Origin of the sequence: Streptomyces sp. NPDC051662 (assembly GCF_040681655.1) — a bacterium.
Lineage (GTDB): Bacteria > Actinomycetota > Actinomycetes > Streptomycetales > Streptomycetaceae > Streptomyces.
Genome location: NZ_JBFAZD010000003.1, coordinates 215464 through 237928 on the forward strand (window position 1 = coordinate 215464; position 22465 = coordinate 237928).

The 22465-nt window shown below is 71.6% G+C and carries 22 protein-coding genes; 13 read left to right on the forward strand and 9 right to left on the reverse strand.

The annotated features are described in order from the left end of the window. Positions 1 to 317 precede the first annotated feature (317 nt). The 10 genes from AB0M67_RS06480 (at position 318) to AB0M67_RS06525 (ending at position 11239) form a co-directional block, all read left to right on the forward strand. Complete coding sequence (locus AB0M67_RS06480; protein WP_365743267.1) at positions 318 to 1937, forward strand: ABC transporter substrate-binding protein; 1620 nt, start codon at positions 318 to 320, stop codon at positions 1935 to 1937. After that, the gene (locus AB0M67_RS06485; RefSeq protein WP_365743269.1) at positions 1934 to 3001 is read left to right on the forward strand and encodes an ABC transporter permease; all 1068 of its coding nucleotides are present in this window, start codon (positions 1934 to 1936) and stop codon (positions 2999 to 3001) included. Before AB0M67_RS06480 ends, AB0M67_RS06485 begins: the two co-directional genes overlap by 4 nt. After that, positions 2998 to 4029, forward strand: coding sequence for an ABC transporter permease subunit (locus AB0M67_RS06490; RefSeq protein WP_365743271.1), 1032 nt, complete (start codon positions 2998 to 3000; stop codon positions 4027 to 4029). Before AB0M67_RS06485 ends, AB0M67_RS06490 begins: the two co-directional genes overlap by 4 nt. Further along, positions 4022 to 5179 (forward strand): ABC transporter ATP-binding protein, encoded by a 1158-nt coding sequence (locus tag AB0M67_RS06495; protein ID WP_365743710.1) that lies wholly within the window; start codon positions 4022 to 4024, stop codon positions 5177 to 5179. Before AB0M67_RS06490 ends, AB0M67_RS06495 begins: the two co-directional genes overlap by 8 nt. Continuing rightward, positions 5176 to 6243 carry an ABC transporter ATP-binding protein gene (locus tag AB0M67_RS06500; RefSeq protein WP_365743273.1) on the forward strand — a complete coding sequence of 356 codons (1068 nt, stop codon included), beginning with the start codon at positions 5176 to 5178 and terminating at the stop codon, positions 6241 to 6243. Before AB0M67_RS06495 ends, AB0M67_RS06500 begins: the two co-directional genes overlap by 4 nt. A gap of 42 nt (positions 6244 to 6285) precedes the next feature. Continuing rightward, a complete protein-coding gene (locus AB0M67_RS06505; protein WP_365743275.1) occupies positions 6286 to 7500 on the forward strand; it encodes an acyl-CoA dehydrogenase family protein in 1215 nt (404 codons plus the stop codon). 142 nt (positions 7501 to 7642) lie between these two features. Further along, positions 7643 to 8785, forward strand: coding sequence for an LLM class flavin-dependent oxidoreductase (locus AB0M67_RS06510; protein ID WP_365743277.1), 1143 nt, complete (start codon positions 7643 to 7645; stop codon positions 8783 to 8785). Positions 8786 to 8815: 30 nt separating this feature from the next. After that, positions 8816 to 9379, forward strand: coding sequence for a flavin reductase family protein (locus AB0M67_RS06515; RefSeq protein WP_365743279.1), 564 nt, complete (start codon positions 8816 to 8818; stop codon positions 9377 to 9379). Between the two features lie 205 nt (positions 9380 to 9584). Continuing rightward, entirely contained in the window at positions 9585 to 10301 is a 717-nt protein-coding gene (locus AB0M67_RS06520; protein WP_365743281.1) for an RNA polymerase sigma factor, read from the forward strand. Next, entirely contained in the window at positions 10298 to 11239 is a 942-nt protein-coding gene (locus AB0M67_RS06525) for a CU044_5270 family protein (RefSeq protein WP_365743283.1), read from the forward strand. Before AB0M67_RS06520 ends, AB0M67_RS06525 begins: the two co-directional genes overlap by 4 nt. A 63-nt stretch (positions 11240 to 11302) precedes the next feature. Here AB0M67_RS06525 and AB0M67_RS06530 read toward each other — a convergent pair whose 3' ends face one another. Next, positions 11303 to 12346, reverse strand: coding sequence for an alpha/beta hydrolase (locus tag AB0M67_RS06530; RefSeq protein ID WP_365743284.1), 1044 nt, complete (start codon positions 12344 to 12346; stop codon positions 11303 to 11305). Between the two features lie 290 nt (positions 12347 to 12636). On the opposite strand from AB0M67_RS06530, the gene AB0M67_RS06535 reads away from it, so the two are divergent. Then, positions 12637 to 13605: an SDR family NAD(P)-dependent oxidoreductase gene (locus tag AB0M67_RS06535; RefSeq protein ID WP_365743286.1), complete on the forward strand. Its 969-nt coding sequence runs from the start codon at positions 12637 to 12639 to the stop codon at positions 13603 to 13605. Positions 13606 to 13727: 122 nt separating this feature from the next. Beyond that, entirely contained in the window at positions 13728 to 14558 is an 831-nt protein-coding gene (locus AB0M67_RS06540; protein ID WP_365743288.1) for an aldo/keto reductase, read from the forward strand. Between the two features lie 65 nt (positions 14559 to 14623). On the opposite strand, the gene hypE is transcribed toward AB0M67_RS06540, so the two are convergent. From hypE to AB0M67_RS06570, 6 genes are all read right to left on the reverse strand, one after another. Further along, on the reverse strand, positions 14624 to 15613 hold the full coding sequence (hypE, locus tag AB0M67_RS06545) for a hydrogenase expression/formation protein HypE (RefSeq protein WP_365743712.1): 990 nt from the start codon (positions 15611 to 15613) through the stop codon (positions 14624 to 14626). Positions 15614 to 15731: 118 nt separating this feature from the next. Further along, positions 15732 to 16877, reverse strand: a complete 1146-nt coding sequence (gene hypD, locus AB0M67_RS06550) for a hydrogenase formation protein HypD (protein ID WP_365743289.1) — start codon at positions 16875 to 16877, stop codon at positions 15732 to 15734. Positions 16878 to 16943: 66 nt separating this feature from the next. Beyond that, the gene (locus tag AB0M67_RS06555; protein ID WP_365743291.1) at positions 16944 to 17303 is read right to left on the reverse strand and encodes a HypC/HybG/HupF family hydrogenase formation chaperone; all 360 of its coding nucleotides are present in this window, start codon (positions 17301 to 17303) and stop codon (positions 16944 to 16946) included. Positions 17304 to 17365: 62 nt separating this feature from the next. Beyond that, positions 17366 to 19822, reverse strand: coding sequence for a carbamoyltransferase HypF (hypF, locus tag AB0M67_RS06560; RefSeq protein ID WP_365743293.1), 2457 nt, complete (start codon positions 19820 to 19822; stop codon positions 17366 to 17368). Next, positions 19819 to 20643, reverse strand: coding sequence for a hydrogenase nickel incorporation protein HypB (gene hypB / locus AB0M67_RS06565; RefSeq protein WP_365743295.1), 825 nt, complete (start codon positions 20641 to 20643; stop codon positions 19819 to 19821). Before hypB ends, hypF begins: the two co-directional genes overlap by 4 nt. After that, positions 20627 to 21049 carry a hydrogenase maturation nickel metallochaperone HypA gene (locus AB0M67_RS06570; RefSeq protein WP_365743297.1) on the reverse strand — a complete coding sequence of 141 codons (423 nt, stop codon included), beginning with the start codon at positions 21047 to 21049 and terminating at the stop codon, positions 20627 to 20629. The genes hypB and AB0M67_RS06570 overlap by 17 nt, the downstream gene beginning before the upstream one ends. Before the next feature lie 149 nt (positions 21050 to 21198). Between AB0M67_RS06570 and AB0M67_RS06575 the strand changes: the two genes are divergently transcribed. Beyond that, on the forward strand, positions 21199 to 21615 hold the full coding sequence (locus AB0M67_RS06575) for a helix-turn-helix transcriptional regulator (RefSeq protein WP_365743299.1): 417 nt from the start codon (positions 21199 to 21201) through the stop codon (positions 21613 to 21615). Between the two features lie 118 nt (positions 21616 to 21733). Here AB0M67_RS06575 and AB0M67_RS06580 read toward each other — a convergent pair whose 3' ends face one another. Beyond that, positions 21734 to 21892 (reverse strand): hypothetical protein, encoded by a 159-nt coding sequence (locus tag AB0M67_RS06580; protein WP_365743301.1) that lies wholly within the window; start codon positions 21890 to 21892, stop codon positions 21734 to 21736. Between the two features lie 5 nt (positions 21893 to 21897). Continuing rightward, on the reverse strand, positions 21898 to 22464 hold the full coding sequence (locus AB0M67_RS06585; protein ID WP_365743303.1) for a hydrogenase maturation protease: 567 nt from the start codon (positions 22462 to 22464) through the stop codon (positions 21898 to 21900). Position 22465 lies beyond the last annotated feature (1 nt).

Here is a 22465-nt window from a genome sequence, read left to right on the forward strand (position 1 = left end):
CGTCCCGCGCTCGGCGGGCGGCGTTCCGCTCCGAGAACGGACTCTCCCGAGTCGCCGTACCCGCCTCAACGCCGTGGCGGATCACGGCGTCGGCGCTCGTGCGCCACCGCGACTCCTTGCCCGCGCGCTCCGAGCAACTCCCTTGATTTCAGGGCCTGTTGTGCGGCAGCCCGGCTTCGGTACGTCCCTGTCCGCCGCGGTCCCGCCCCGTTACCCGCCCGCTCCTCTCCCGTTTCGCCGGGGCCTCCGCCCGGACGTCCCGCGGCCCCGCCCGCGTACCCGAGTACACCGGCACGGCCCAGAAAGGTGGCGCATCCATGCCGATCCTCCGCACCCCATCCACCACCGCCGGCGCGGACCGCCCGGCCACCGCACCGCTGTCCGCTCCGCCGTCCGGTTCCGGCCCCGGCTTCGGCTCCGGCCTCGGACGTCGGTCGTTCCTCGGACTCTCGCTCGGCGCGGGCGCCGCACTCGCCCTCACCGCCTGCGGAGGCGGGACCACCTCATCCGCCGGCGCTCAGGGTTCCACCCTCAAATGGGGCTGGAACCTGACGACTTCCTGGGATCCGGTCACCTCCTCCGCCGGCTGGGATGTGCACTCCCTCTCGCTCGTCTACTCGGGGCTCACCACACTCGACCAGGCCGGAAACGCCGTCCCCGCCCTGGCCACCTCATGGAAGTACAACCCCGAGGGAACCGTCGTCACCTTCGCCCTCCGCCCGGGACAGAAGTTCAGCGACGGCACGCCGATCGACGCCACCGCCGTCAAGAAGAGCCTCGAACGCGGCCGGGACTACGAGAAGTCGCTGGTCGCCTCGCAGCTCGTCGGAATCGAGCGGATCACGGCAGTCGACGCCCGCACCGTCGAACTGCGGCTCACCGAGCCCGACTTCCAGATACCGCTGCTCCTCGCCGGGAAGACCGGCATGATCGTCAACCCGAAGGTCTTCGAGAGCGACGCCGCGAGCCTCGCCACGAAGCCGGCCGGCTCGGGGCCGTACACCCTGGTCTCGTACGTACAGAACTCGAAGGCCGTGCTGCGCCGCAACCCGGACTACTGGGACGCCGCCCGCGTCAAGATCGAGAACTTTGAGCTCTATCCGCTCCCCGAGCCGTCGACGGTGGTCGCCGCTCTCACCTCGGGGCAGTACAACGTGGCGCAGATACCCGGCAGTCAGGTGGAGGCGGCCAAGGCCGCGGGCCTGGAGGTCCAGGTCATCCCCTCCATGGTGGTGGCCGTTCTCGATGTCCATATCGGCAAGGAGCCCTACACCGACCCCGATGTGGCCCTCGCGCTGAAGTACGCCATCGACCGCGAGGAACTGGTCAGGACCGCGTCCTTCGGGCACGGCGACGCCACCCGTCAGCCGTTCCCCAAGGGCTACGCGGGCCATGACGACGCCCTGGACGAGCTCTTCCCGTACGACCCCCAGAAGGCGAGGGAACTGCTGGCGAAGGCGGGCCACGCCGACGGGCTGAGGATCACGCTGTCCGCCCAGAACGCCGAGGGCGTACCGGAACTGATCCAGGCTCAGCTGAAGAAGGTCGGCATCACCGCCACGATCGAGACCATCCCGGCCGCCCGCGCCACCCAACTCGTCTACGTCCAGCGGAGCAAGGCGCTCTACGTCGACCAGTTCGCCGGGCGCGAGTCCGCCACCCAGGGCTTCCAGGTGCTGTTCGGCAAGGAGGGGCTGATGAACCCGGGCCGCACCATCTCGCCCGAGCTGGAGAAGGCACTCGACGAGGTCCGCCGCACACCGCTGGACGCGCCCGACTATCCGGCCGTTCTCCAGAAGGCCACCGGGATCGCCGTACGCACCATGCCGAACGTCTTCCTCTACACCACCCCGCGCATCCTGGCGCGCAATCCCAAGGTCTCCGAGATCCCCGCGTACACCGTCGTCCAGCGGTTCGAGGGGGTCACCGTCTCATGACCGCGCCCGTACTGGCGGGGCCGTCACGCAGCGGGCGCCTCGCGCGCGGGGGTGCCGTACGCCGACGGCTCGCCGGGGCGCCCAGGCCGCTCGGCCGGCTGCTCGTCACCACCGCCACGGTCTTCGTACTGGCCTCGCTCCTCACCTTCGCCCTCGGCGCTCTGTCCGACGCCAACCCGGCCGCCGCCGTCCTGGGCGACCAGGCGACTGAGGCGGATATCGCCCGGATGGAGGCGCAGTTCGGCCTGGACCGGCCGCTGTACGCGCAGTATCTGAGCTGGCTCGGCCACGCGCTCTCCGGCGATCTCGGCGTCTCATGGTTCACCGGCGTCCCCGTCGCGGACAGCGTCGCGCAGGCGCTGCCGGTGGATCTGTCCATCGCGGGGCTGGCCCTGCTGCTCGCCGTACTGATCGGCGGCGGGGCCGGCATCGCCGCCGCGCTGAACAGCGGCGGACGGATCGACCGGGCCGTCACGCTCGTCTGCTCGGTCCTCGCCACACTGCCGCCCTTCCTCATCGGCATCGTGCTGATCGTCGTCCTCGCGGTGCAGCTCGGCGCGCTGCCCACCGGCGGGTACGTACCGCTCGGACAGAGCCCGGGGGAGTGGCTGCGGTACGCGATCCTCCCCGCGTTCGCCCTCAGCCTGGACGCCGCCGCGTCCATCGCACGGCAACTGCGCACCTCGCTCGTCGGGGCCCTGCGCGAGAACTATGTGACCGGCGCCGAGATGCGTGGCTTCTCGGCGCGGCGCGTGCTGTTCGGCCATGTGCTGCGCAACGCGGCGGGACCCGCGCTCTCCGTTCTCGGGGTGAGCGTGCCCGTGATCCTGGGCGGCGCGGTGGTCACCGAGAAGATCTTCAATCTGCCGGGGATCGCCCAACTGTCGCTCCAGTCCGCCGAGCAGCACGACATCCCCGTCATCCAGGGGACGCTACTGGTGACCGTCGCTGTCGTGCTCGTCGCCAACATCGGCGTCAACGCCGCGCTCACCGCGCTCAATCCGGCGGCCCGCGGGCAGTCCGGCGGCGGCCGTGGCGCCGCCGGGGAAAGCGGGGCGTCATGAGGACCCTTCGCCGCACCTGGCGGCTGCCCTCGGCCCGGATCTCGCTGGCCGTGCTGGCTCTCGTCGGGCTGCTGGCGGTCGCGGGCGGCGCCCTCGCGCCGCACGATCCGCTGGCCCAGCACCCGGTGGACATGCTGCACGGGCCCAGTGCCGCGCATCCGCTCGGGACCGACTATCTGGGGCGTGATGTCCTCAGCAGGCTGCTGGCGGGCACGGGAAGCTCGATCGTGGGCGCCCTGGAGGCCGTCGGGGCAGCGATGCTGCTCGGAATCGTGCCCGGGATCGCCTCCGTATGGCTCGGCAGGACCGTCGAATGGACGGCGCAGCGGGCCGCGGACACCTTGATGATCATGCCGTTCACGGTCTTCGCGATCGCGGTGGTGGGCGCGCTGGGCAACGGTATGCACCAGGCGATGCTGGCGCTGGGCGTGCTCTTCGCCCCGCTGTACTTCCGGGTGACGCGTGCGGCGGCGCTGGGTCTGAAGCAGGCTCAGTACGTCGAGGCGGCGGAGCTGATGGGCGCGTCCCGCTGGTGGATCCTGCGCACCCACGTCTGGGGCAAGATCCTGCCGACGGTGGCGGTCACGACGGCGCAGGCGGTCGGACAGGCGCTGCTGGTGGTCGCGTCCCTGACCTTCCTGGGGCTGGGCGTCCAGCCGCCCGCGCCGACCTGGGGCGGGATGCTCGCCTCCGACCTGGGCTATCTGGCGCAGCAGCCATGGGCGCCGCTGATCCCGGGCGCCGCGATCATGATCACGGTCGGCGCCCTCGACATTCTCGCGGACGCGGTACGCGACAGCGGCACGGCGGCCGGCGATCCACGGGTACCGGCCCGGGCCCCGTCGGCCGGGACCGCGGCTCCGGCCCCGTCCCTCGGGACGGCGGCTCCGGCCCCGGTCGCGATCCCGGACCACGTACCGGAAGCGGAAGAGGAGTCGGCCGAACCCGTCGCTTCCCCGTCGGACCCCGCCCCCCGTACCGGCCACGGCCCATCAGAGGAGGTCGAGCAGCGTGTCACCACTGGCTGACCACGACACCACGCCCGTCGCGGTGTCAGGACCGGTCGACCCCGTACTGACCGTCGACGGTCTCGATGTCACTGTCTCCGGCGGAGCGCACGCCGTCCGGGACGTGTCCTTCACGCTCGCGCGCGGCGAAGCCGTCGGGCTGGTGGGGGAGTCCGGCAGCGGGAAGAGCCTGACCTGCCGGTCCGCCCTCGGTGTGCTGCCCGCCGGATGCGCGGTGTCGGGCGGCCGTATCACGCTTGGCGCCACCGGCACCGAGCCGGCCGCCGATCTCACCGCGTTCACCCGTAAGCAGTGGAACGCGGTACGCGGCAGCCGGATCGGCGCCGTGTTCCAGGACCCCGCCTCGTATCTCAATCCCTCGCTCACCGTGGGGCGCCAGCTCGCGGAGCAGCTGCGAGTGGGAGACGGGCTCTCCCGTACGGACGCGCGCATCCGAGCCGTCGAGCTGTTCGCGGCTGTGGGACTGCACCGCCCCGAGGAGGTCTTCCAGCAGTATCCGCACGAGCTGTCCGGCGGGATGCTCCAGCGCGTCCTGATCGCCGTCGCCGTGTCCTGCGCACCCGAACTCCTCATCGCGGACGAGGCCACCACCGCCCTCGATGTGGTCATCCAGGCGGAGATCCTCGAACTCCTCCAGCGCCTGCGGGCCGAACAGGGCCTCGCCCTGCTCCTTGTCACCCATGACCTGGCCGTGGTGGCCGAGAGCTGCGACCGCGTCCTCGTGATGTACGCGGGCGAGATCGTCGAGGACGGTCCGACCGCCGACGTGCTCGCCGCGCCCGCGCATCCGTACACCGAGGCGCTGCTGCGGGTCGCGTCGATCGGCGCGTGGGGACGCCGTGAGCTGGACATCATCCCCGGCCGGCCGCCGGAGACCGGCGCCGTACTGCCCGGCTGCCGGTTCGCCGACCGCTGCGCCCACGCCACCGCCCGGTGCACCGAGGGGCCCGTCGCCCGGCACGCGCTGGACGACGGACGCGGGGCGCGCTGCCTGCGCCCCGCCGGACTGCTGGACGAGGCGCCGCCCACGCGCCCCGGGGGCGCCGGATCTCCCGCGGATACGGAGGCGGATGCGGACGCGGCCGTTTCCGCGTCCGCCACCGCTTCCGCGACCACACCCGACCCGGTGTCGGAAGGAGCCTCCCTATGACCACCGTCCTGGGCCGGGACCTCACCCAGCGGAAGGGAGAACCGGCCGTGTCACCCCCGGATGGAGCCCCGCTGCTGGAGATCAGCGGACTGACCGTGTCGTACGGCCGCCGGGCCACCTCGCTGCGGCGCGCCGGCACCACCCGGGTGCTGTCCGGCGTCGATCTCACCGTACGTACGGGCGAGATCCTCGGGATCATCGGCGAGACCGGCTCGGGCAAGACCACCCTGGCCCGTGCCACGGTCGGACTGGTGCGGCCCGAAGCGGGCTCCATCAGCTTCGAGGGGACGGATCTGGTCCGGTTCACCCGCCGTGAGCTGCGGGAGTTCCGGCGCACCGGGCAGGCGCAGTTCATGTTCCAGGACCCGCTCCGCTCCCAGGACCCGGAGCTGACGGTACGCCGGACAGTGGCTGAGCCACTCGCCGCCATCGGCGCGCTCAGCCGCCGGGAGCGCGCCGAGCGTGCCGACGAGGCGCTGGCCCTGGTGGGGCTGGACGCCGAGGCACTGGGATCGCGTATCCCCGGGCAGCTCTCCGGCGGTCAGCGGCAACGGGTCTCGCTCGCCCGCGCCCTCGTCACCCGGCCGCGTCTGCTGCTCAGCGACGAGCCGGTCAGCGCGCTGGACGCCTCCAACCGCAATCTCGTACTCAGCCTGCTCGACCGGCTCCGCCGTGAACTGGGCCTCGCCGTCGTCGTCATCTCCCACGACCTCAGCTCGCTGGCCGGGATCGCGGACCGGGTCGCCGTCCTCTTTCGCGGACGCCTCGTGGAACAGGGCCCCATCAGTGCGGTACTTGAGCGTCCCCGGCATCCGTACACCGCGCTGCTCACCGCCTCCGCGCCGAGCGTACGCCGTGAACACCGGCTGCTGTTCAGCCAGTTGAGACCCGCGCCCGACCGCGAGCCATGGCCGGACGATGAGGGCTGTGTCTTCGCGCCACGCTGCCGCTTCGCGGGAACGGAGTGCCGGGACGAGCCGCGTCCCGCCGCCGTCATGGAGGCCGGGCGGTCCCACTCCGTCGCCTGCCACCACGCCGACGGCTGGCGAGCCCTGCTCGGCTGAACGAACGCAGGAGAGCCATCCGATGGAAGGAGAGCCACCCCCGTGGACGGAGAACCACCCCATGACCATCGAGTTCGCGTGCTGCCGCCCCTGGATCTCGGCCGGCTCCCCGCCCTCACCACCGCACTCGCCTCCCGTGCGGCCGAGCACGACCGCGACGCCTCCTTCCCGGCCGAGGGGTTCGTTCTCGCGCGGGAGGCCGGGCTGCTCACCGCCACCGTGGCGGCCCGGCACGGCGGCCCCGGGGCCGGACTCGCCGACACCGTCCGCGTCCTGCGCGCGCTCGGGGCCGGTGACCCGGCCGTCGCGCTGGTGACCGCCATGACGCTGTTCACGCACGCCGCCCAGGCCCGTACCCCGAACTGGCCGCCCGACGCGTACGCCGCGCTTCTCGACGAGGCGGCCACCGGACCGGCCCTGGTCAACTCCCTGCGAGTGGAAGCGGAGTTGGGCAGCCCGATACGTGGCGGACTCCCCGCCACCACCGCCCGGCGCGAGGGCGGTGACTGGCTGCTGACCGGACGCAAGATCTACTCCACCGGCGCCGTCGGGCTCAGCCGGATGCTGGTCTTCGCGCGGACGGACGAGGACCCCGTACGCGTCGGGACCTTCATCGTGCGCGCCGGCAGCCCGGGGCTGACCGTCGAACCGACCTGGGACCATGTCGGACTGCGTGCCAGCCGCAGCGACGATGTCGTCCTCGACTCCGTACCCGTACCGGTCGACGATGTCATCGCGCTCGACGAACCCGGCGACATCCCGGGCGCCCGGCCCGACGTGGCGACCGGTGCCTGGAACGCCCTCGGACTGACCGCCCTCTATCTGGGCGTCGCGGGCGCGGCCAGGGACTGGCTCACCCGCTTTCTGCACGACCGGGTCCCGACCGCGCTCGGCGCGCCGCTCGCCACACTGCCCAGGTTCCAGAGCGCAGTCGGCGAGATCGAGACCGCGCTTCTGGGGGCGAACACACTGGTCGACGCGGTGGCCGGGCGGATCGACGACGGCGACCAGGGGGCCGCGGAGCAGGCCGGGGCCATCAAGGTGCTCGGCACCCGCGCCGCCATCACGGCCGTCGAACAGGCCGTCGCCCTCACCGGCAATCACGGCCTCACCCGGGCCAACCCGCTCCAGCGGCACTACCGCGACGTGCTGTGCGCGCGGGTGCACACACCGCAGGACGACTCCGTACTGCTCACCACCGGCCGCGCGGCGCTCGCCCGTGCGCTCGACCGCCGGTCCGCACCGAAAGGCGACTGACCCCATGCCGGATCCGACCGCACCGTCCGCCCCCGAGGCCTCCGCCGCTGCTGGGGCCTCTGCCGCCCCTGTGGAGGTCCCCGCTCCTGTGGTCCCCGCCGCATCGAACGGCCGGACCCCTCACGGCGTCGAGTTCATCGGCATGATCGGGACCCAGGACGCCTCCGAGACCAGGCCGCCCAGCGGGCCCGTCATCGACCGTGACTACACGGCCCGGTTCGCCCGCGCCCACGAGGACGCCGGCTTCGACCGGATCCTCATCGGTTACAGCTCAAGCAGGCCCGACGGCGCGCAGGTCGCCGCGTATGTCGCCGCCAGGACCGAACGCCTCGGCCTGCTCGTCGCCCACCGCCCCGGCTTCATCGCGCCGACGCTCGCGGCCCGTTCCTTCGCCACGCTCGACCAGTTCAGCGGTGGACGCGTCGCCGTACACACCATCACCGGTGGCAACGACACCGAGCAGCGCAGGGACGGCGACTACCTGGACAAGGAGGAGCGCTACGACCGCACCGACGAGTATCTGTCCATCCTGCGCCGGGCCTGGTCGTCGGCCGAACCCTTCAGCCACGAGGGGCGTCACTACCGCTTCGAGGAGTACGGGTCCGAGGTCCTGCCCTGCCACCCTGCGGGCATCCCGCTCTACTTCGGCGGCTCCTCCGAGGCCGCCTACCGGGTGGGCGGCAGGCACGCCGACACCTTCGCGCTGTGGGGTGAGCCGCTCGCGGAGACCGCCGAGCAGATCGCGTCCGTGCGCGCGGCGGCCGTCGCCGCCGGGCGCACCACACCCCCCGGCATCAGTGTGTCCTTCCGCCCGATTCTCGGCGCGACCGAGGAACTGGCCTGGGAGCGGGCACACCGCATCCTGGACACCATCAAGTCCGGTGCCGGACGCCCCTTCTTCGACCAGGCGCGCCATCACCAGGGGCAGCACGGCCCGGCCAACGTCGGTTCGCAGCGGCTGCTCGCCGCCGCGGCCAAGGGTGACCTCCACGACCGCGCGCTGTGGACGCCGACAGCCACCGCCACGGGAGCGGGGGGCAACACCACCGCCCTCGTCGGCACCCCGGAGACCGTCGCGCGTGCGCTGCTCGACTATGTCGACATCGGTGCGACCACGTTGCTCATCCGTGGGTACGACCCGCTGGACGACGCCGTCGACTACGGGCGCGAGCTGATCCCGCTCGTCCGTCAGGAACTCGCCCACCGCCGGGCCACCGCCGCTGCCTCGCCGGTCGCGTCCACCACACCCGGGGCCGCGCCCGATCCTCACCGCCGAGACGGGTGACCTGTGACCATACGGATGAAGGGAAGCGGCATGACCATGTCCGCAGAACGCACCGCAGCCACCGAGCCCCTCGCCGCCACCTCCTCGGTGAACCCAACTTCCCCTGCCCTCGGGCTCATCGCCGGTGACGAGATACTCCGACGCACCCTGCGGCGGCACGCGGCCGGGGTCACCGTGATCACGGTCCCGGGGCCGGCCGGTTTCACCGCGACCTCGTTCACCTCGGTCTCGCTGGAACCGGCGCTGGTCTCCTTCTGCCTCGGCCTCACGGCCTCCACGCTCGCCGCCGTACAGAGCGCCGACCGCTTCGCCGTCCATGTGCTGGGCACCGAGAACACCACGCTCGCCCGGCAGTTCGCGCGCAGTGGCATCGACCGGTTCGCCGGGGTCCCCTGGACGGCGGACCATGACGGGCTGCCGCTGCTGGAGGGCGTTCCGGCCTGGCTCAGCGCTCGGGTGACGCTGCGTCAGCGCGTTGGCGACCATGTCCTCGTGGTCGGCGAGGTCGAGTCGGGCGGCGGCCATGGCGAGGGGCCGGCGCTGGTGCACCACAACGGCGCCTTCGCCACGCCCGTGCCGCTTCCACCGCACTAGGGCTTGTCCGGCCCTAGACGATTTCCCGGGCGTTCCCCGTGGGCGGCCGGAGCGCGGAGTTATCTCCGTTTTCCGGCCCTCGCGGGGCGTCACTCTCTTGACGTTCACTGTTCAACTGGCCGACATCCGCTCTGCCCGAAAACGACCGTATGTGCGTATGGCATGAATCATGGCAACGCAGGACCGGAATCGGACAGAGACAGATGTGAACCATTCGCCCCGCGCCCGTATACGCGCCGGCGACCCGGCCGAATTCGGGCGGCTATTCGAAGATTACGCCCGAATCGTCTATCGCTATGCCATGCGCGTAACCGGTGACTGGGCCACCGCTGAGGACGTCGTGTCGCTGACCTTTCTGGAGGCGTGGAGGCTGCGGGAAAGGGTGCACGCGGAGGGGGAGAGTCTGCGTCCCTGGCTGCTGGGAATCGCCACCAACGTCCTGCGCAACAGCGTGCGCACAGCCAGACGTCACGATCTCGCGCTCGCCCGGCTCCCGGAACCGGAAGCCGTACCGGACTTCGCGGAAGGTCTGGCCGCCCGGCTGGCCGACTCCGAGGAACTGGCCGCCGCCCGGGTGGCGTTGGGCGGGCTCCGGCGTGCGGAGCGGGAGGTGTTCACCCTGTGCGTCTGGGAAGGGCTCGACCACGCGGCCGTCGCCAAGGCCCTCGGGGTGGCCGTCGGCACCGTACGCTCCCGGCTCTCCCGCGCCCGCGGGCGGCTCCGGCAACTCACCGAAGCGGAACTGCGCCGCAGCAGAGCCCGGAATGGCGGCGGAGCCAGAGACAGCGGAGCCCAGTACGGCAGAGCCCGGAACAGCAAAGGCGAAAGTGTCAGAGAAGATACGCAACGCTTGCCCTCCCGCGGACAGTTCATAGCGAGCCGCACTTCCGCGGTCGCGTCGGCACAGGAGGGAAACCGATGAGCTTCTTCTCACGATGGCGGTCCCGCGCCTGGCATGAGGAATCGGTTCCGGTCCCCCCTGCGCCACCATGCGAAGACCTCTCCTCCGAGCGGCAGCGTTTCCTCAAGCAGCGTTTTCTGCGACAGATCACCCGGGAATCCGTGTCCGCGCCCTCACCCGTACGACCGGTCCGTCCCGGTCGGCGTCGGCTGACCGCTCTCGTGGCCGCCCCCACTCTGCTCGTCGCGGCCGTGGCCGCGGTGACGGGCCTCACGGGCGTGTTCCGCGGCTCCGCGGCCGACCACCACGAAGCGGTGCGGCTGCTGGACCGTATCGCTCTGGTGGCCGCCGAGCGTCCGGCCAGGACGGTACGCGACGAGCAGTACGTCTATACGAAGATCAAGGGCTCGTGGCCGGTGTCGGACGAGGGCACGGACGTCTTCGTCCGTGAGGAGTGGACCGCGGTGGACGGCGCGCGGAACGGTCTCGCCCGGCAGGTGTTCGAACCGGGAAGCCCTTCGCTGGACTCCCGGCGCCCCGACGGGAAGACGGTGCTCGACAAGGACTCCACCATGACCACGTACCGTGAGCTGGAGGCCCTTCCCACCGACCCGGGCGCCCTGCTGGAGAAGATCGAGAAGGACACCGAGGGCCAGGGCCCGGCCCATGGCCAGGCGGTCTTCGAGGCCATCGCCGAGATGCTCCCGCAGTCGACCCTCCGACCCGAGCTGAACGCGGCGCTGTACCGGGCGACCGCCAGGATCCCCGGGGTCGTCGTCAGGCAGGGCGCCATCGACGCCGCGGGACGGTACGGCATCGGCCTCGCCTTCCACACGGACGGCGACGACGTCGTCTGGGTCTTCGACAAGGACCGGCTGACCTATCTCGGTACGAACAAGGTCGCGCTCCTCGATGTGGGCATCGCCGACGCGACGGACCAGCGGCCCCTCTCCCGCTGAGGGGCGGATCCACCCGCGCCGCCACACCCGGACGTCCGTCCCCGGATGTCGGTGGTAGCGCGCTCAGGACGTGGCGCTCTCCCGGCGACCGGCGGCTCCCGCGGCTTCAGCGGCTCCAGCGGTTCCGGCGGCTCCGACAGCCGTGCCCAGTGCCTCCGGCTTGCTGGCATACGGCAGTTCGTCGAGCGGCCGGTCGGTGCAGAACCGCACCATGAGGTCGGCGAAGTCCGCGATCCGCTCCACCGGAGCCAGATGGTCGGTCTCGTCGATGGTCAGGAACCGCGCCTCGGGAAGCTGTGCGGCCACCTCACGCCCCATGGCGGGCGTGCACAGCGTGTCGTGCTCACCGGTCACCACCAGGCTCGGCACAGCGGGTACCGGTTCCGGCCGGTACCACTCGTGCCGCATCAGCCGGGTGTTGTGCTCCGCGGACTTCTTCAGCTGCTCGGGATCCTGCCCGGCGATCTGCTGGTACACCAGCCGGGACACGGCGGCGTGCTTGCGTACCCGTCCCGTGCCGGGCGGTGACATGAAACGGTCGGCCAGCTCACGGGCGATGGTCTCCGTCTCACCACGGTCGATCATGACGGACCAGCGCTCCATCGCCGCCGCGTAGTCCGCCGGGATCCGAGTGGTCATCCCGACCAGCAGCAGCCGGGCCAGCATCCCCGGGTAGTGCTGGGCGAAGCGCAGACCGACCGCGCCGCCGTAGCAGGCGGCGACCAGATTGACGCGCGGTACGTCGAGTTCGGTGAGCAGATGCCGGATGGTGGCGGCGAGGAAGTCGACACCGTAGTGCGCGGGCAGGAAGTCGGCCGTACCGTACCCCGGCAGATCCACGGTGATCACCTGCCCCAGTGGAGCGAGCCACTTCTCGTGCCGTACCCAGGAGTGGCGGTCCTGGGACGAGCCGCCCAGCACGAGAACGGGCTCGGTCAGCGCGGTGCCGTGATCGACGATGCGGCAGGTGTAGCGGAAGCCGTCGAACGTCAGGTCGCGTTCCTCGACCGGGCCGTCAGGACCGCCCTCCTCGGCCGGCTGCTCCGGGATCAGCGGAGGGGCCATGGGCGAGTCCTGCTCCTGGGCGAGAACGGCATCGATGGGCATGGGTCACTCCAGAGCTACGGAACGGACAAGAACGTCCCTGCCTAGCAGTTGACCCGGCCCGGCCACGCATCGCTGACCCGATCGTGGGCGGTTCGCGCCCCGCGGCCCGCTGGTGGATTCGACTGTCGCTCAGCAGCACGGGGAAGCGGTACCCCTGAGGGTGCGCCTACGGTCCGCCGGGGCATCCCGGCATCGCCGACTTCCCGGACAAACCCGTCGCCGGGGTGAACCTTGCGAGGCCCGGTCGGTGCCCTTGACTTCGAGTGCGCTCCAATTCGTAGCCTTCAGCCATGACAACCCCACAACACACGATCGGATCCGGTTTCGGAGCCCACAGCACCACACAGGACGTGCTCCGCGGTATCGATCTCAGCGGCGAACTCGCCGTCGTCACCGGCGGATACTCGGGTCTCGGCCTGGCGACCACACGCGCCCTCACCGGTGCCGGAGCCCATGTCGTGGTGCCCGCCAGGCGACGCGAGACCGCCGAGGAGGCGCTCGACGGCATCGACGGTGTCGAGGTCGACGAACTCGACCTCGCTGATCTCGACAGCGTCCGCCGGTTCGCCGAGCGTTTCCTCGCCTCGGACCGCTCGATCGACATCGTCATCAACAACGCGGCGGTCATGGCCTGCCCGGAGACCCGGGTCGGCCCCGGCTGGGAGGCGCAGTTCGCGACCAACCACCTCGGCCACTTCGCGCTGGTGAACAGGCTGTGGCCGGCGATCGCGCCCGGCGGGGCCCGGGTCATCTCCCTCTCCTCGTCCGCCCACCGCAACTCGCCCATCCGCTGGGACGACATGTGGTTCGCGCACGACTACGACAAGTGGCAGGCCTACGGCCAGGCGAAGACCGCCAACGCGCTGTTCGCCCTGGAACTCGACGCGCTCGGCCGCGACTCCGGTGTACGGGCGTTCTCGGTGCACCCCGGCGGCATCCTCACCCCGTTGCAGCGCCATCTCCCCAAGGCGGAAATGGTCGCCGCCGGCTGGATCGACGAGGCGGGAAACGCGGTGAACCCGGTGTTCAAGACGGTGGAGCAGGGCGCGGCGACCCAGGTGTGGGCGGCGACCTCGCCCCAGCTGGCGGGCGCGGGCGGCGTGTACTGCGAGGACTGCGACATCGCCGGGCCCGCCTCGGAGGATGTCTCGGTGCCCGGTGGCGTACGCGCCTACGCGACCGACCCCGAGCAGGCGAAACGCCTGTGGCGGCTCTCGGCCGAGCTGACCGGGGTCAACGCGTTCGCGGCGACCGCGTGAGCGGACTCCTCCGCCGCAGGGACCCGCTCCGCCTCACCGGCCGGCCCAGGCCCGCCGGGCCCGGCGCCCGGACGCCCCATAGGCTGGGCGGACCCGTACCCGTGAGGGAAGGCGAGAGATACGTGACCAGTACCCCGGTGCACACGCTCAATGACGGCACCGCCCTGCCCGCCGTCGGCCTCGGCACCTATCCGCTCGATGACGACGAGAGCGAGAAGGCCGTCGCCGGCGCGCTGGCACTCGGCTACCGGCTGATCGACACCGCGCTGAACTACCGCAACGAGACCGGCACCGGACGGGGTGTCGCGCGCGCCGGGGTGCCGCGCGAGGACATCGTCGTCACCACCAAGCTGCCGGGCCGGCACCACGGTTACGAGGAGACCCTCGCGTCCTTCGAGGAGTCCCGCGCCAAGCTCGGCCTCGACTACGTGGATCTCTATCTCATCCACTGGCCGCTGCCGCGCGTGGACAAGTATGTCGATTCCTGGCGGGCCATGATCAAGCTCCGGGAGGACGGGCTCGTCCGGTCCATCGGGGTCTCCAACTTCACTCCGGAACATATCGAGCGCCTGGAGGCGGAGACCGGCGTCCTGCCCTCCGTCAACCAGATCGAGATGCATCCCGCCCTTCCCCAGGAGGAACTGCGCGCCGCGCACGCGGCCAAGGGGATCCGTACCGAGAGCTGGAGTCCGCTCGGGCGGGGCAGCCGGCTGCTGAAGGATCCGGAGACCGTGGCGATCGCCGAGGAGCACGGCGTCACCCCGGCGCAGGTGGTGCTGCGCTGGCACACCCAGCTCGGCGCCGTGCCCATCCCGAAGTCCGCCGACCCCGGCCGTCAGCGGGAGAATCTGGATATCTTCGGGTTCGAGCTGACGGCCGGTGAACTGGCCAGGATCTCGGCCGGTCCGCATCGCAGGCTCGGCGGCGACCCGGAGCACCACGAGGAGTTCTGACGGCCGTCCGACGGCCGGCGCACGCGCCGCTGCCCGGTCCCGCCGTGTCCGGGCCGCGGCGCGCGTCAGCAGATACGGGGGAGTTGCTCGCCCAACGGCGTGTCCACCACCCGGGTGCCGCCCAGACCGGTGCTCACCACGACCATGCCGGGGTGGTCCGTCGTGCACGTGCCGATCGCCACCGCCCCACGGCCCCGCGGATGCGCCCGCATCGCCGCCAGCACCTCGTCGGCGTGGGCGGGCGGTACGAACGCCACGAGCTTGCCCTCATTGGCGACATACAGCGGATCGAGGCCCAGGAAAGCACAGGCGTTGGCGACGGAGTCCGGCACCGGAAGCGCCTGTTCCCGCAGGGTGATGCCCACGCCCGCCGCCGACGCGATCTCGTTGAGCGAGGTCGCGAGCCCGCCGCGGGTCGGATCCCGCAGTACGTGCAGATCGCGGCAGACGTTCAGCATGGCCTGGACGAGCGAGGCGAGCGGCGCCGTGTCGCTCACGATCTCCACCCCGAACTCCAGACCCTCCCGGACGCTCATGATGGCCACGCCGTGCTCACCGAGCGGACCGCTGACGATGACCACATCGCCGGGCGCGGCACGCCGTGGACGGATGTCGATCCCGTCGGGGATCAGTCCGATGCCCGCCGTGTTGATGAAGATGCCGTCGCCGTGTCCGGCGTCCACGACCTTGGTGTCGCCCGTGGCGATGACCACCCCCGCGGCCCTGGCTGCTGCTCCGAGGGCCTCGGCCACCCGGCCGACCGTGGCGAGTTCGACGCCCTCCTCCAGAATGAACCCGCAGGACAGATAGGCGGGCATGGCGCCCATCATGGCCAGGTCGTTGACCGTCCCGTTGACCGCGAGATCGCCGATGCTGCCGCCCGGGAAGAACAGCGGACGCACCACATACGAGTCGGTGGAGAAGGCGAGATGTGCTCCGCCGAGGGTGACGGTCGCGGCATCGCCCAGCTCCGCGAGGACATCACCGCCGAACGCCGGCGCGAAGAGATGCTCGACGAGTTCGGCGGAGAGCTGTCCACCGCCGCCGTGTCCCATGACGACCTTCGCGTGGTCACGGAGCGGGGCGGGGCAGGTCCAGCCGGAGAAGTCGGCGGTGGCGGGCGGCGCTTCGGGCAGGACGGTGTCCGCCTCGCTCACCCGGAGCCCGGTCGTCTCAGCCAAGGGAAGTCACCTCTTCGCGCGTACCGGCGGCGGTGCCCGCCACGTCCGGTGCCGCCAGCCTGCGGTACAGGTAGTACGCGGCGCAGGCGCCCTCGCTCGACACCATCGTCGCGCCGAGCGGATTGCGCGGGGTACAGGTCGTACCGAACGCCTCGCACTCATGCGGCTTGATCAGCCCCTGAAGCACCTCACCGCTGCGGCACTCCGTGGACTCCTCCGTATGCATCTCCGTCACCGAGAAGCGGTACTCCGCGTCGTACTGCCGGTACGCGGGGGACAGCCGCCAGCCGCTGGCCGGGATCATCCCGATACCGCGCCAGGCCCGGTCGGTGACCTCGAAGACATCGGCCAGCATGGCCCGCGCGGCCGGGCTGCCCTCCGCCTGGACCGCGCGCGGGTAGGCGTTCTCGACGGTGTGTTCGCCGGCCTCCAACTGGCGTACGGCGCGCCGGATGCCCTCCAGGATGTCCAGCGGCTCGAAGCCGGTGACGACGATGGGGACGCGGTGCCGCTCGGCGAGTTCGGGGTACTCACCGAGACCCATCACCGTGCAGACGTGCCCGGCCGCGAGAAACGCCTGCACCCGGCAGTCGGGCGAGTTCATGATGGCGTCGATCGCCGGGGGGACACGGACATGCGAGACCAGCAGGCTGAAGTTCGCGACGCCGAGCTTCTTGGCCTGGTAGACCGTCATGGCGTTGGGCGGGGCCGTGGTCTCGAACCCGATCCCGAAGAAGACCACCTGACGGTCCGGATTCCGCTGGGCGATCCTGAGCGCGTCGAGCGGGGAGTACACGACCCGTACGTCCCCGCCTTCGCTCTTGACCTTGAACAGATCACGGCCGCTGCCTGGCACTCGCAGCATGTCGCCGAACGAACAGAAGATCACATCGGGGCGGGAGGCGATCTCCAGCGCCTTGTCGATGACGTCCAGGGGGGTCACACAGACCGGGCAGCCCGGGCCGTGGATGAGTTCGATGGCTTCGGGGAGCAACTGATCGATGCCATGGCGGATGATCGAGTGGGTCTGGCCGCCGCAGACCTCCATCAGGGCCCAGGGCCGGGTGGTGGTGGCGTGGATGTCGTCGAAGAGGCGCCGGGCCAGTTCGGGATCGCTGAATTCGTCGAGATACTTCATCTGATGGTCTCTTCCTAAAGGACTCAGGCTCGGGACTCAGGGCTCGGGGGTTCTGGGCTCGGGGGTTCAGGGCCGCGGACTGAGGGGACCGGGGTTCGCGGGCCCGGCCTGCGGCGACCCGGGGGACGGCGGGGTCCCGGCGGGACGCTCGGCCCCCGCCTCCCGCGCGGCCCGTCCCCAGGGGTCGCCGAACTCCTCCTCCAGAACGCCCAGATTCTCGAAGAGCCGCAGTGTCTGCCGCGCGGATTCCTCGTCGAGCCGCTGGAGCGCGAAGCCGACATGGACGATCGCGTAGTCACCGACCTTCATCTCCGGCACATACTCCAGACAGACGTCCTTGACGACGCCGCCGAAGTCGACCTGGGCCATCCGGGTTCCTTCGCGCTCCTCGATCTCCAGTACTCTGCCGGGCACGGCAAGGCACATCGCTCCTCCTTCACGTCAAACGGTGGTCAACGGGTAGTCCGGCCGGAACCCCGGCCGGTGGCTCAGCTCGTCGTCCGGGCGGCGACCATCAACTGGCCCAGCGCCAGCCCGCCGTCGTTCGGTGGCACCGTGCGGTGCCGCAGCACGGTGAATCCGTCGCGCTCCAGCCGCTGCGCACAGCCGCTGGTCAGCAGGGCGTTGCAGAACACCCCGCCGGTCAGCGCGACGGTGGTCACGCCCGTACGGTCACGGGCCGCCCGGCACACCTCGTGCGCCAGCGAGACGACCGCGCCGTGGAACCGGGCGGCCACCGTGCTCGCGTCCGCGCCCGCCCGCAGGTCCTCGGCGGCGGCGGCCAGTACCGGCGCCGGATCGGCCACCAGCGGCGCGTCCCCTGACCTCGGGGCCGCGGGCAGCCCGAACCGGTAGCCGAAGGACCGTATGTCCCCGGCCGCCGTCAGCGCCGCGTGCTCCAGCTCCATGGCCGCCTGCGCCTCGTACTCCACGCGGTGGCACACCCCGGCGAGCGACGCGACGGCGTCGAACAGCCGCCCCATGCTGGAGGTGGGCACACAGCTGATGCCCCGGTCGAGCTGACGCTCCAGCAGCCGCCGTTCGGCGGGCGGGCACGCGGCGACACACGGAAGTTCCTCGGACCACGGCAGACCCGCGGCCCGCAGATGGGAGAGCGCCATGCGGTAGGGGTTGCGTACGGCCGCGTCGCCGCCGGGCAGCGGCACATACGCCAGATGCGCGAACCGCCGGAAGCCGTCGTAGTCCGCGATCAGCACCTCGCCGCCCCACACGGCGCCGTCGTCGCCGTAGCCGGTGCCGTCGAAGGCGACACCGATCACCGGCGCCGAGCCGTCCAGACCGTGTTCGGCCATCGTGGACGCCACATGCGCGTGATGGTGCTGGACACGGCGCACCGGGCGGCCCTCCGCGTGACGCTCCGCCCACTGGCCCGAGCGGTAGCCGGGATGCCGGTCCGCGACGAGCACCCGAGGGGTGACCGACGCCAGCTCCGAGAGCTGTTCCACCGCGCTCTCGAAGGCGGTCAGTGTCGCCAGGTCGTCCATGTCACCGACATGGGCGGACAGCCACGCGTACCGGCCCTCCGCGACACAGAAGGTGTTCTTCAGGTCCCCGCCGACCGCGAGTGCCGGTTCCACCGGGACGGGCAGGGCGACCGGCAGCGGGGCGTAGCCGCGGGAGCGCCGCACGGGAAGCTCCTGGCGCGCGCAGACCCGAACCACCGAGTCGTCGCACGGCACCCGCACCGGCCGGTCATGCGTCAGCCAGGCGTCGGCGAGACCGTCCAGCCGGATCAGCGCCTCCTCGTCATCGGTGACGATGGGCTCGCCGGAGCGGTTTCCGCTGGTCATCACGAGCACGGGCGGGCCCGCCGGATCGCCGGGCAGGCCCAGCAGCAGATGGTGCACGGGCGTGTAGGGCATCAGCACCCCGAGATCGGGACTGCCGGGCGCGACACCGTCCGTGACGAGCGACCAGGACCGTGACCCGGTCCTGGCCGTGCCGCGCGAGCCGGTCCCCGACCCGTCACGGCGCCGCAGCAGGACGACGGGTCGGCGCCGGCCGAGCAGCAGATCGCGCTCCAGCGGGCTCGTGAAGACGAGACGCTCCACCGTCTCCAGCGAGCCGGCCATCACCGCGAACGGCTTCGCGCCGCGGTTCTTGCGTGTGCGCAGCGTCTGAACGGCGGCGGGATCGGAGGCGTCGCAGGCGAGGTGATAGCCGCCGAGCCCCTTCACCGCGACGACCGCTCCCGCCGCCAGCAGCCGCCGCGCCCCGGCCAGCGCGTCCTCACCGGTCGGCGGCGCGCCGGTGGATCCCCGGGTGATCAGGGTGAGCCGGGGACCGCAGGCGTGGCAGGCCACCGGCTGGGCGTGAAAGCGCCGGTCGGCGGGGTCCGCGTACTCGCGTGCGCAGTCGGCGCAGAGCGGGAAGCCGGCCATGGTGGTCAGCGCCCGGTCGTACGGCAGTCCGGTCACCACGGTGAACCGGGGGCCGCAGTGGGTGCAGCTGATGAACGGATGGCGGTAGCGGCGGTCGCCCGGGTCCGCCAGTTCGGACAGACAGTCGTCACAGGTCGCCATGTCGGGGGAGACGAGGGTACGGCCGCCGCCGCCCGCCGAGGGACGGATGGCGAACCCGCTGCCCCCCGCCGTCGGTACGGTACGGAGCTGGACGGATTCGACGACGGCCAGCGGGGGAGCGTCGGTGGCGAGCCGCTCACAGAACGCCATGACATCGGTGCTCGCCCCCTCCACCTCCGTCTCCACACCGTCCGCGTTGTTCGTGACCCAGCCCGTCAGGCCCAGTTCACTGGCGAGCGCGTACACGAAAGGCCGGAACCCGACGCCTTGGACGACACCGCGTACGACGGCACGCCGGCGTTCGAGGGGGGCGTGGCGCGCCCCCCGGGGAGCGTCGTCGTCGGTGCCGACGGCCGCTTCGGTGTCGGCACCCGTGCCGGTGTCGGTGACGGGTCGGCTCATGGCGTGTCTGCCGCTCCGGCGACGGGGACGGAGGCCGCGGCGGGGTGTTCGTGGGAATGCCCGTGCCCGTTCTCGTGTCCGTCGTGCGTCCGGCCGTCCTCGTCGTCGTGATGGTGGTGCAGATACCGCTCGTGCTGATGAGCGAGCACGGGCCGGTGTACGGGAGCCCCGTCGGCGACCCCGAGGATGAGGGCCAGCAGTTCGTCCACCCCCGCGCCGGTACGCGCCGAGGTCTCCAGCACCGGCACGCCCGGGTTCACCTGCCGCACATTGCGGTGGAACGCCGCCGCGTCGAACTCGACGGCCTCGGCGATATCCGTCTTGGTGATGACCACGAGATGGGCCAGGCCGAACGCCGTCGGGTACTTGAGCGGCTTGTCCTCGCCCTCGGTGACGGAGCCCAGTACGATCCGCAGGCTCTCCCCGAGGTCGTAGGAGGCGGGACAGACCAGGTTGCCGACGTTCTCCACGAAGAGCACCCGGGTGTCCCGCGGCAGCCAGCCGTCCAGACGCTCCCGGAGCATCCCGGCCTCCAGATGGCACAGGCCGTCCGTGAGCACCTGCTTGACCGGCGCCCCGGCGCGGGCGAGCCGCCGCGCGTCGTTCTCGGTGGCCAGATCGGCGGTCACCGCGGCGACGCTGACGCCCGCGGCGACGGCGCGGGCGAGCAGCAGCTCCAGCAGCGCCGTCTTACCGCTGCCGGGACTGGACAGCAGATTCACCTCCGCCGTTCCACGGGCGGCGAGATGCTCACGCAACTCCGCGGCGCCGGCATCGTTCTTGGCCAGCACGGCTTGGCGCAGATCAACCACTCGGCACATGGGTTGCCTCCTCGGGCGTATCCCGATCGTCACCGCTGACCGGGCTCGGCGCATCCGAGGGATCCGTGAGGACGACCTCGGCGATCTCCAGCTCCCGTCCCGACAGCAGTTCGCCGAGCGGGCGCGCGCACTCGGCGCACCACAGGATCGGCGGCACGCCGGTGTCACTCTCCCGGCCGCAGCCTCCACAGCGGGCGCGGCCGGGGACGGTCTCCACCTCCAGCCGGGCCCCGGCGAGTACGGTCCCCTCGCTCGCCAGCCCGAAGGAGAACCGGAGAGCCTCCGGCACCACCCCCGCCAGCTCGCCGATCCTCAACCGCAGCGAGATGACGCGACCGCCGCCGTTGGTACGGACGGCTTCCTCCACCTGGGCGACCACGGCGGTGGCGATGGACAGTTCATGCACGGCTCTCACCTCGTCAAGGAGTCCCATCAGGTCCGGCGGGGCCCCGCCCGCGCGGACGGCGACGGCTGGCCCGGCGGGACCGGGCTGGTTAGCGTGGGAAAGGGCCACTCACCGCACCGTCGCACGGCCACCCGCAGGAGACCGCCGCCATGACGACGCACGACACCGAACGCCGGGCGCTGATGACCCCCGTCATCCTGCTGCTGCTCTCCGAACGGCCCGGACACGGATACGAACTGACCCAGCGGCTCGGCGCGTTCGGCTGGGCCGAGGCCGAGTCCGCGCATGTGTACCGGCTGCTGCGCGGCATGGAGAGGTGCGGCCAGATCTCCTCCCAGTGGCGGGCGTCCGCCTCCGGGCCGGCCCGCCGGGAGTACGAGATCACCGCGACCGGGTCGATGAGTCTGGCGCTGTGGTTCGTCCGGTTGGGGGAGCTGCACAGCACGCTCCATCTGTTCCTGGAGCGCTACGTCCAGCTGAACGGCCCGGACCTCGCCGGGAGCGACGCCGGAGCACAGCCGCTGTTCGGGCACCCGCCCGCCAGAACTGACCCGCACGCCAACTGACCCGACCGCCGGCCGGGTCCGCCCGCCCACTGGTCCGCCCGGCGTCGAAGCCCTCCCGACTGCCCGACGCCTCCCGACTGCCCGACGCCTCCCGACTGCCCCACGCCTCCCGCGCACCTCACATGCGCCGCATGCGCAGATAGCGGCGCAGGTCGGGTACGGATCTCGCCGTCTCGTACGCCACTCCGGCCATGACCACCCCGGCGCAGACCCACAACCAGGTCAGGTCGCCGTCCTTGGTGTGGTCCATCCCCTTCATCGGACGCGTCGTGTGCATGGAACTCATCTCCTTCGGTGTGCCGTGCTGGGGACCGCGCCCGGCGGGCGCCGTACGAGGTCGAGTACGAGGTCCGCCGCCGGTCCGACGGCGGCGGCCACCGGCTCGCTCAGCCCGATGCCCTCCTCGGCGGAGAGCGGCTGGCAGCCGACCACCTGCACCTGCTCGGGGAGGGTGCCGCCCGCCCCGGCGTGCAGATCCCTGACCAGTCGGAGCACCGCCGCCGGGTCCATCCCGTGCCCGTCCAGCTGGGCGGGCGGTGCCTCTTGCGGCGCGGTGGCCGCCGGGTCCACCTCGATCACATAGACCGTTCCCGGCGGAGCGCCGCGATCGACGGTGTCGACCAGGACGAGCCTGCGATAGCCGTCCAGCAGCCGGTAGGCGAGATGGACACCCCGGATGCCCGCGTCCATCAGATCGACACCGGGCGGCAGCGGCCGGCCGGTCAGCCTGCGGACGGCCTCGACGCCGAACCCGTCGTCGCCGAGGAAGATATTGCCGATGCCCGCGATCAGGGTCCTGCCGTGCGAACTGTCCGGCAGCGGTACGGAGACCGAGTCCGTGGCGGCCATG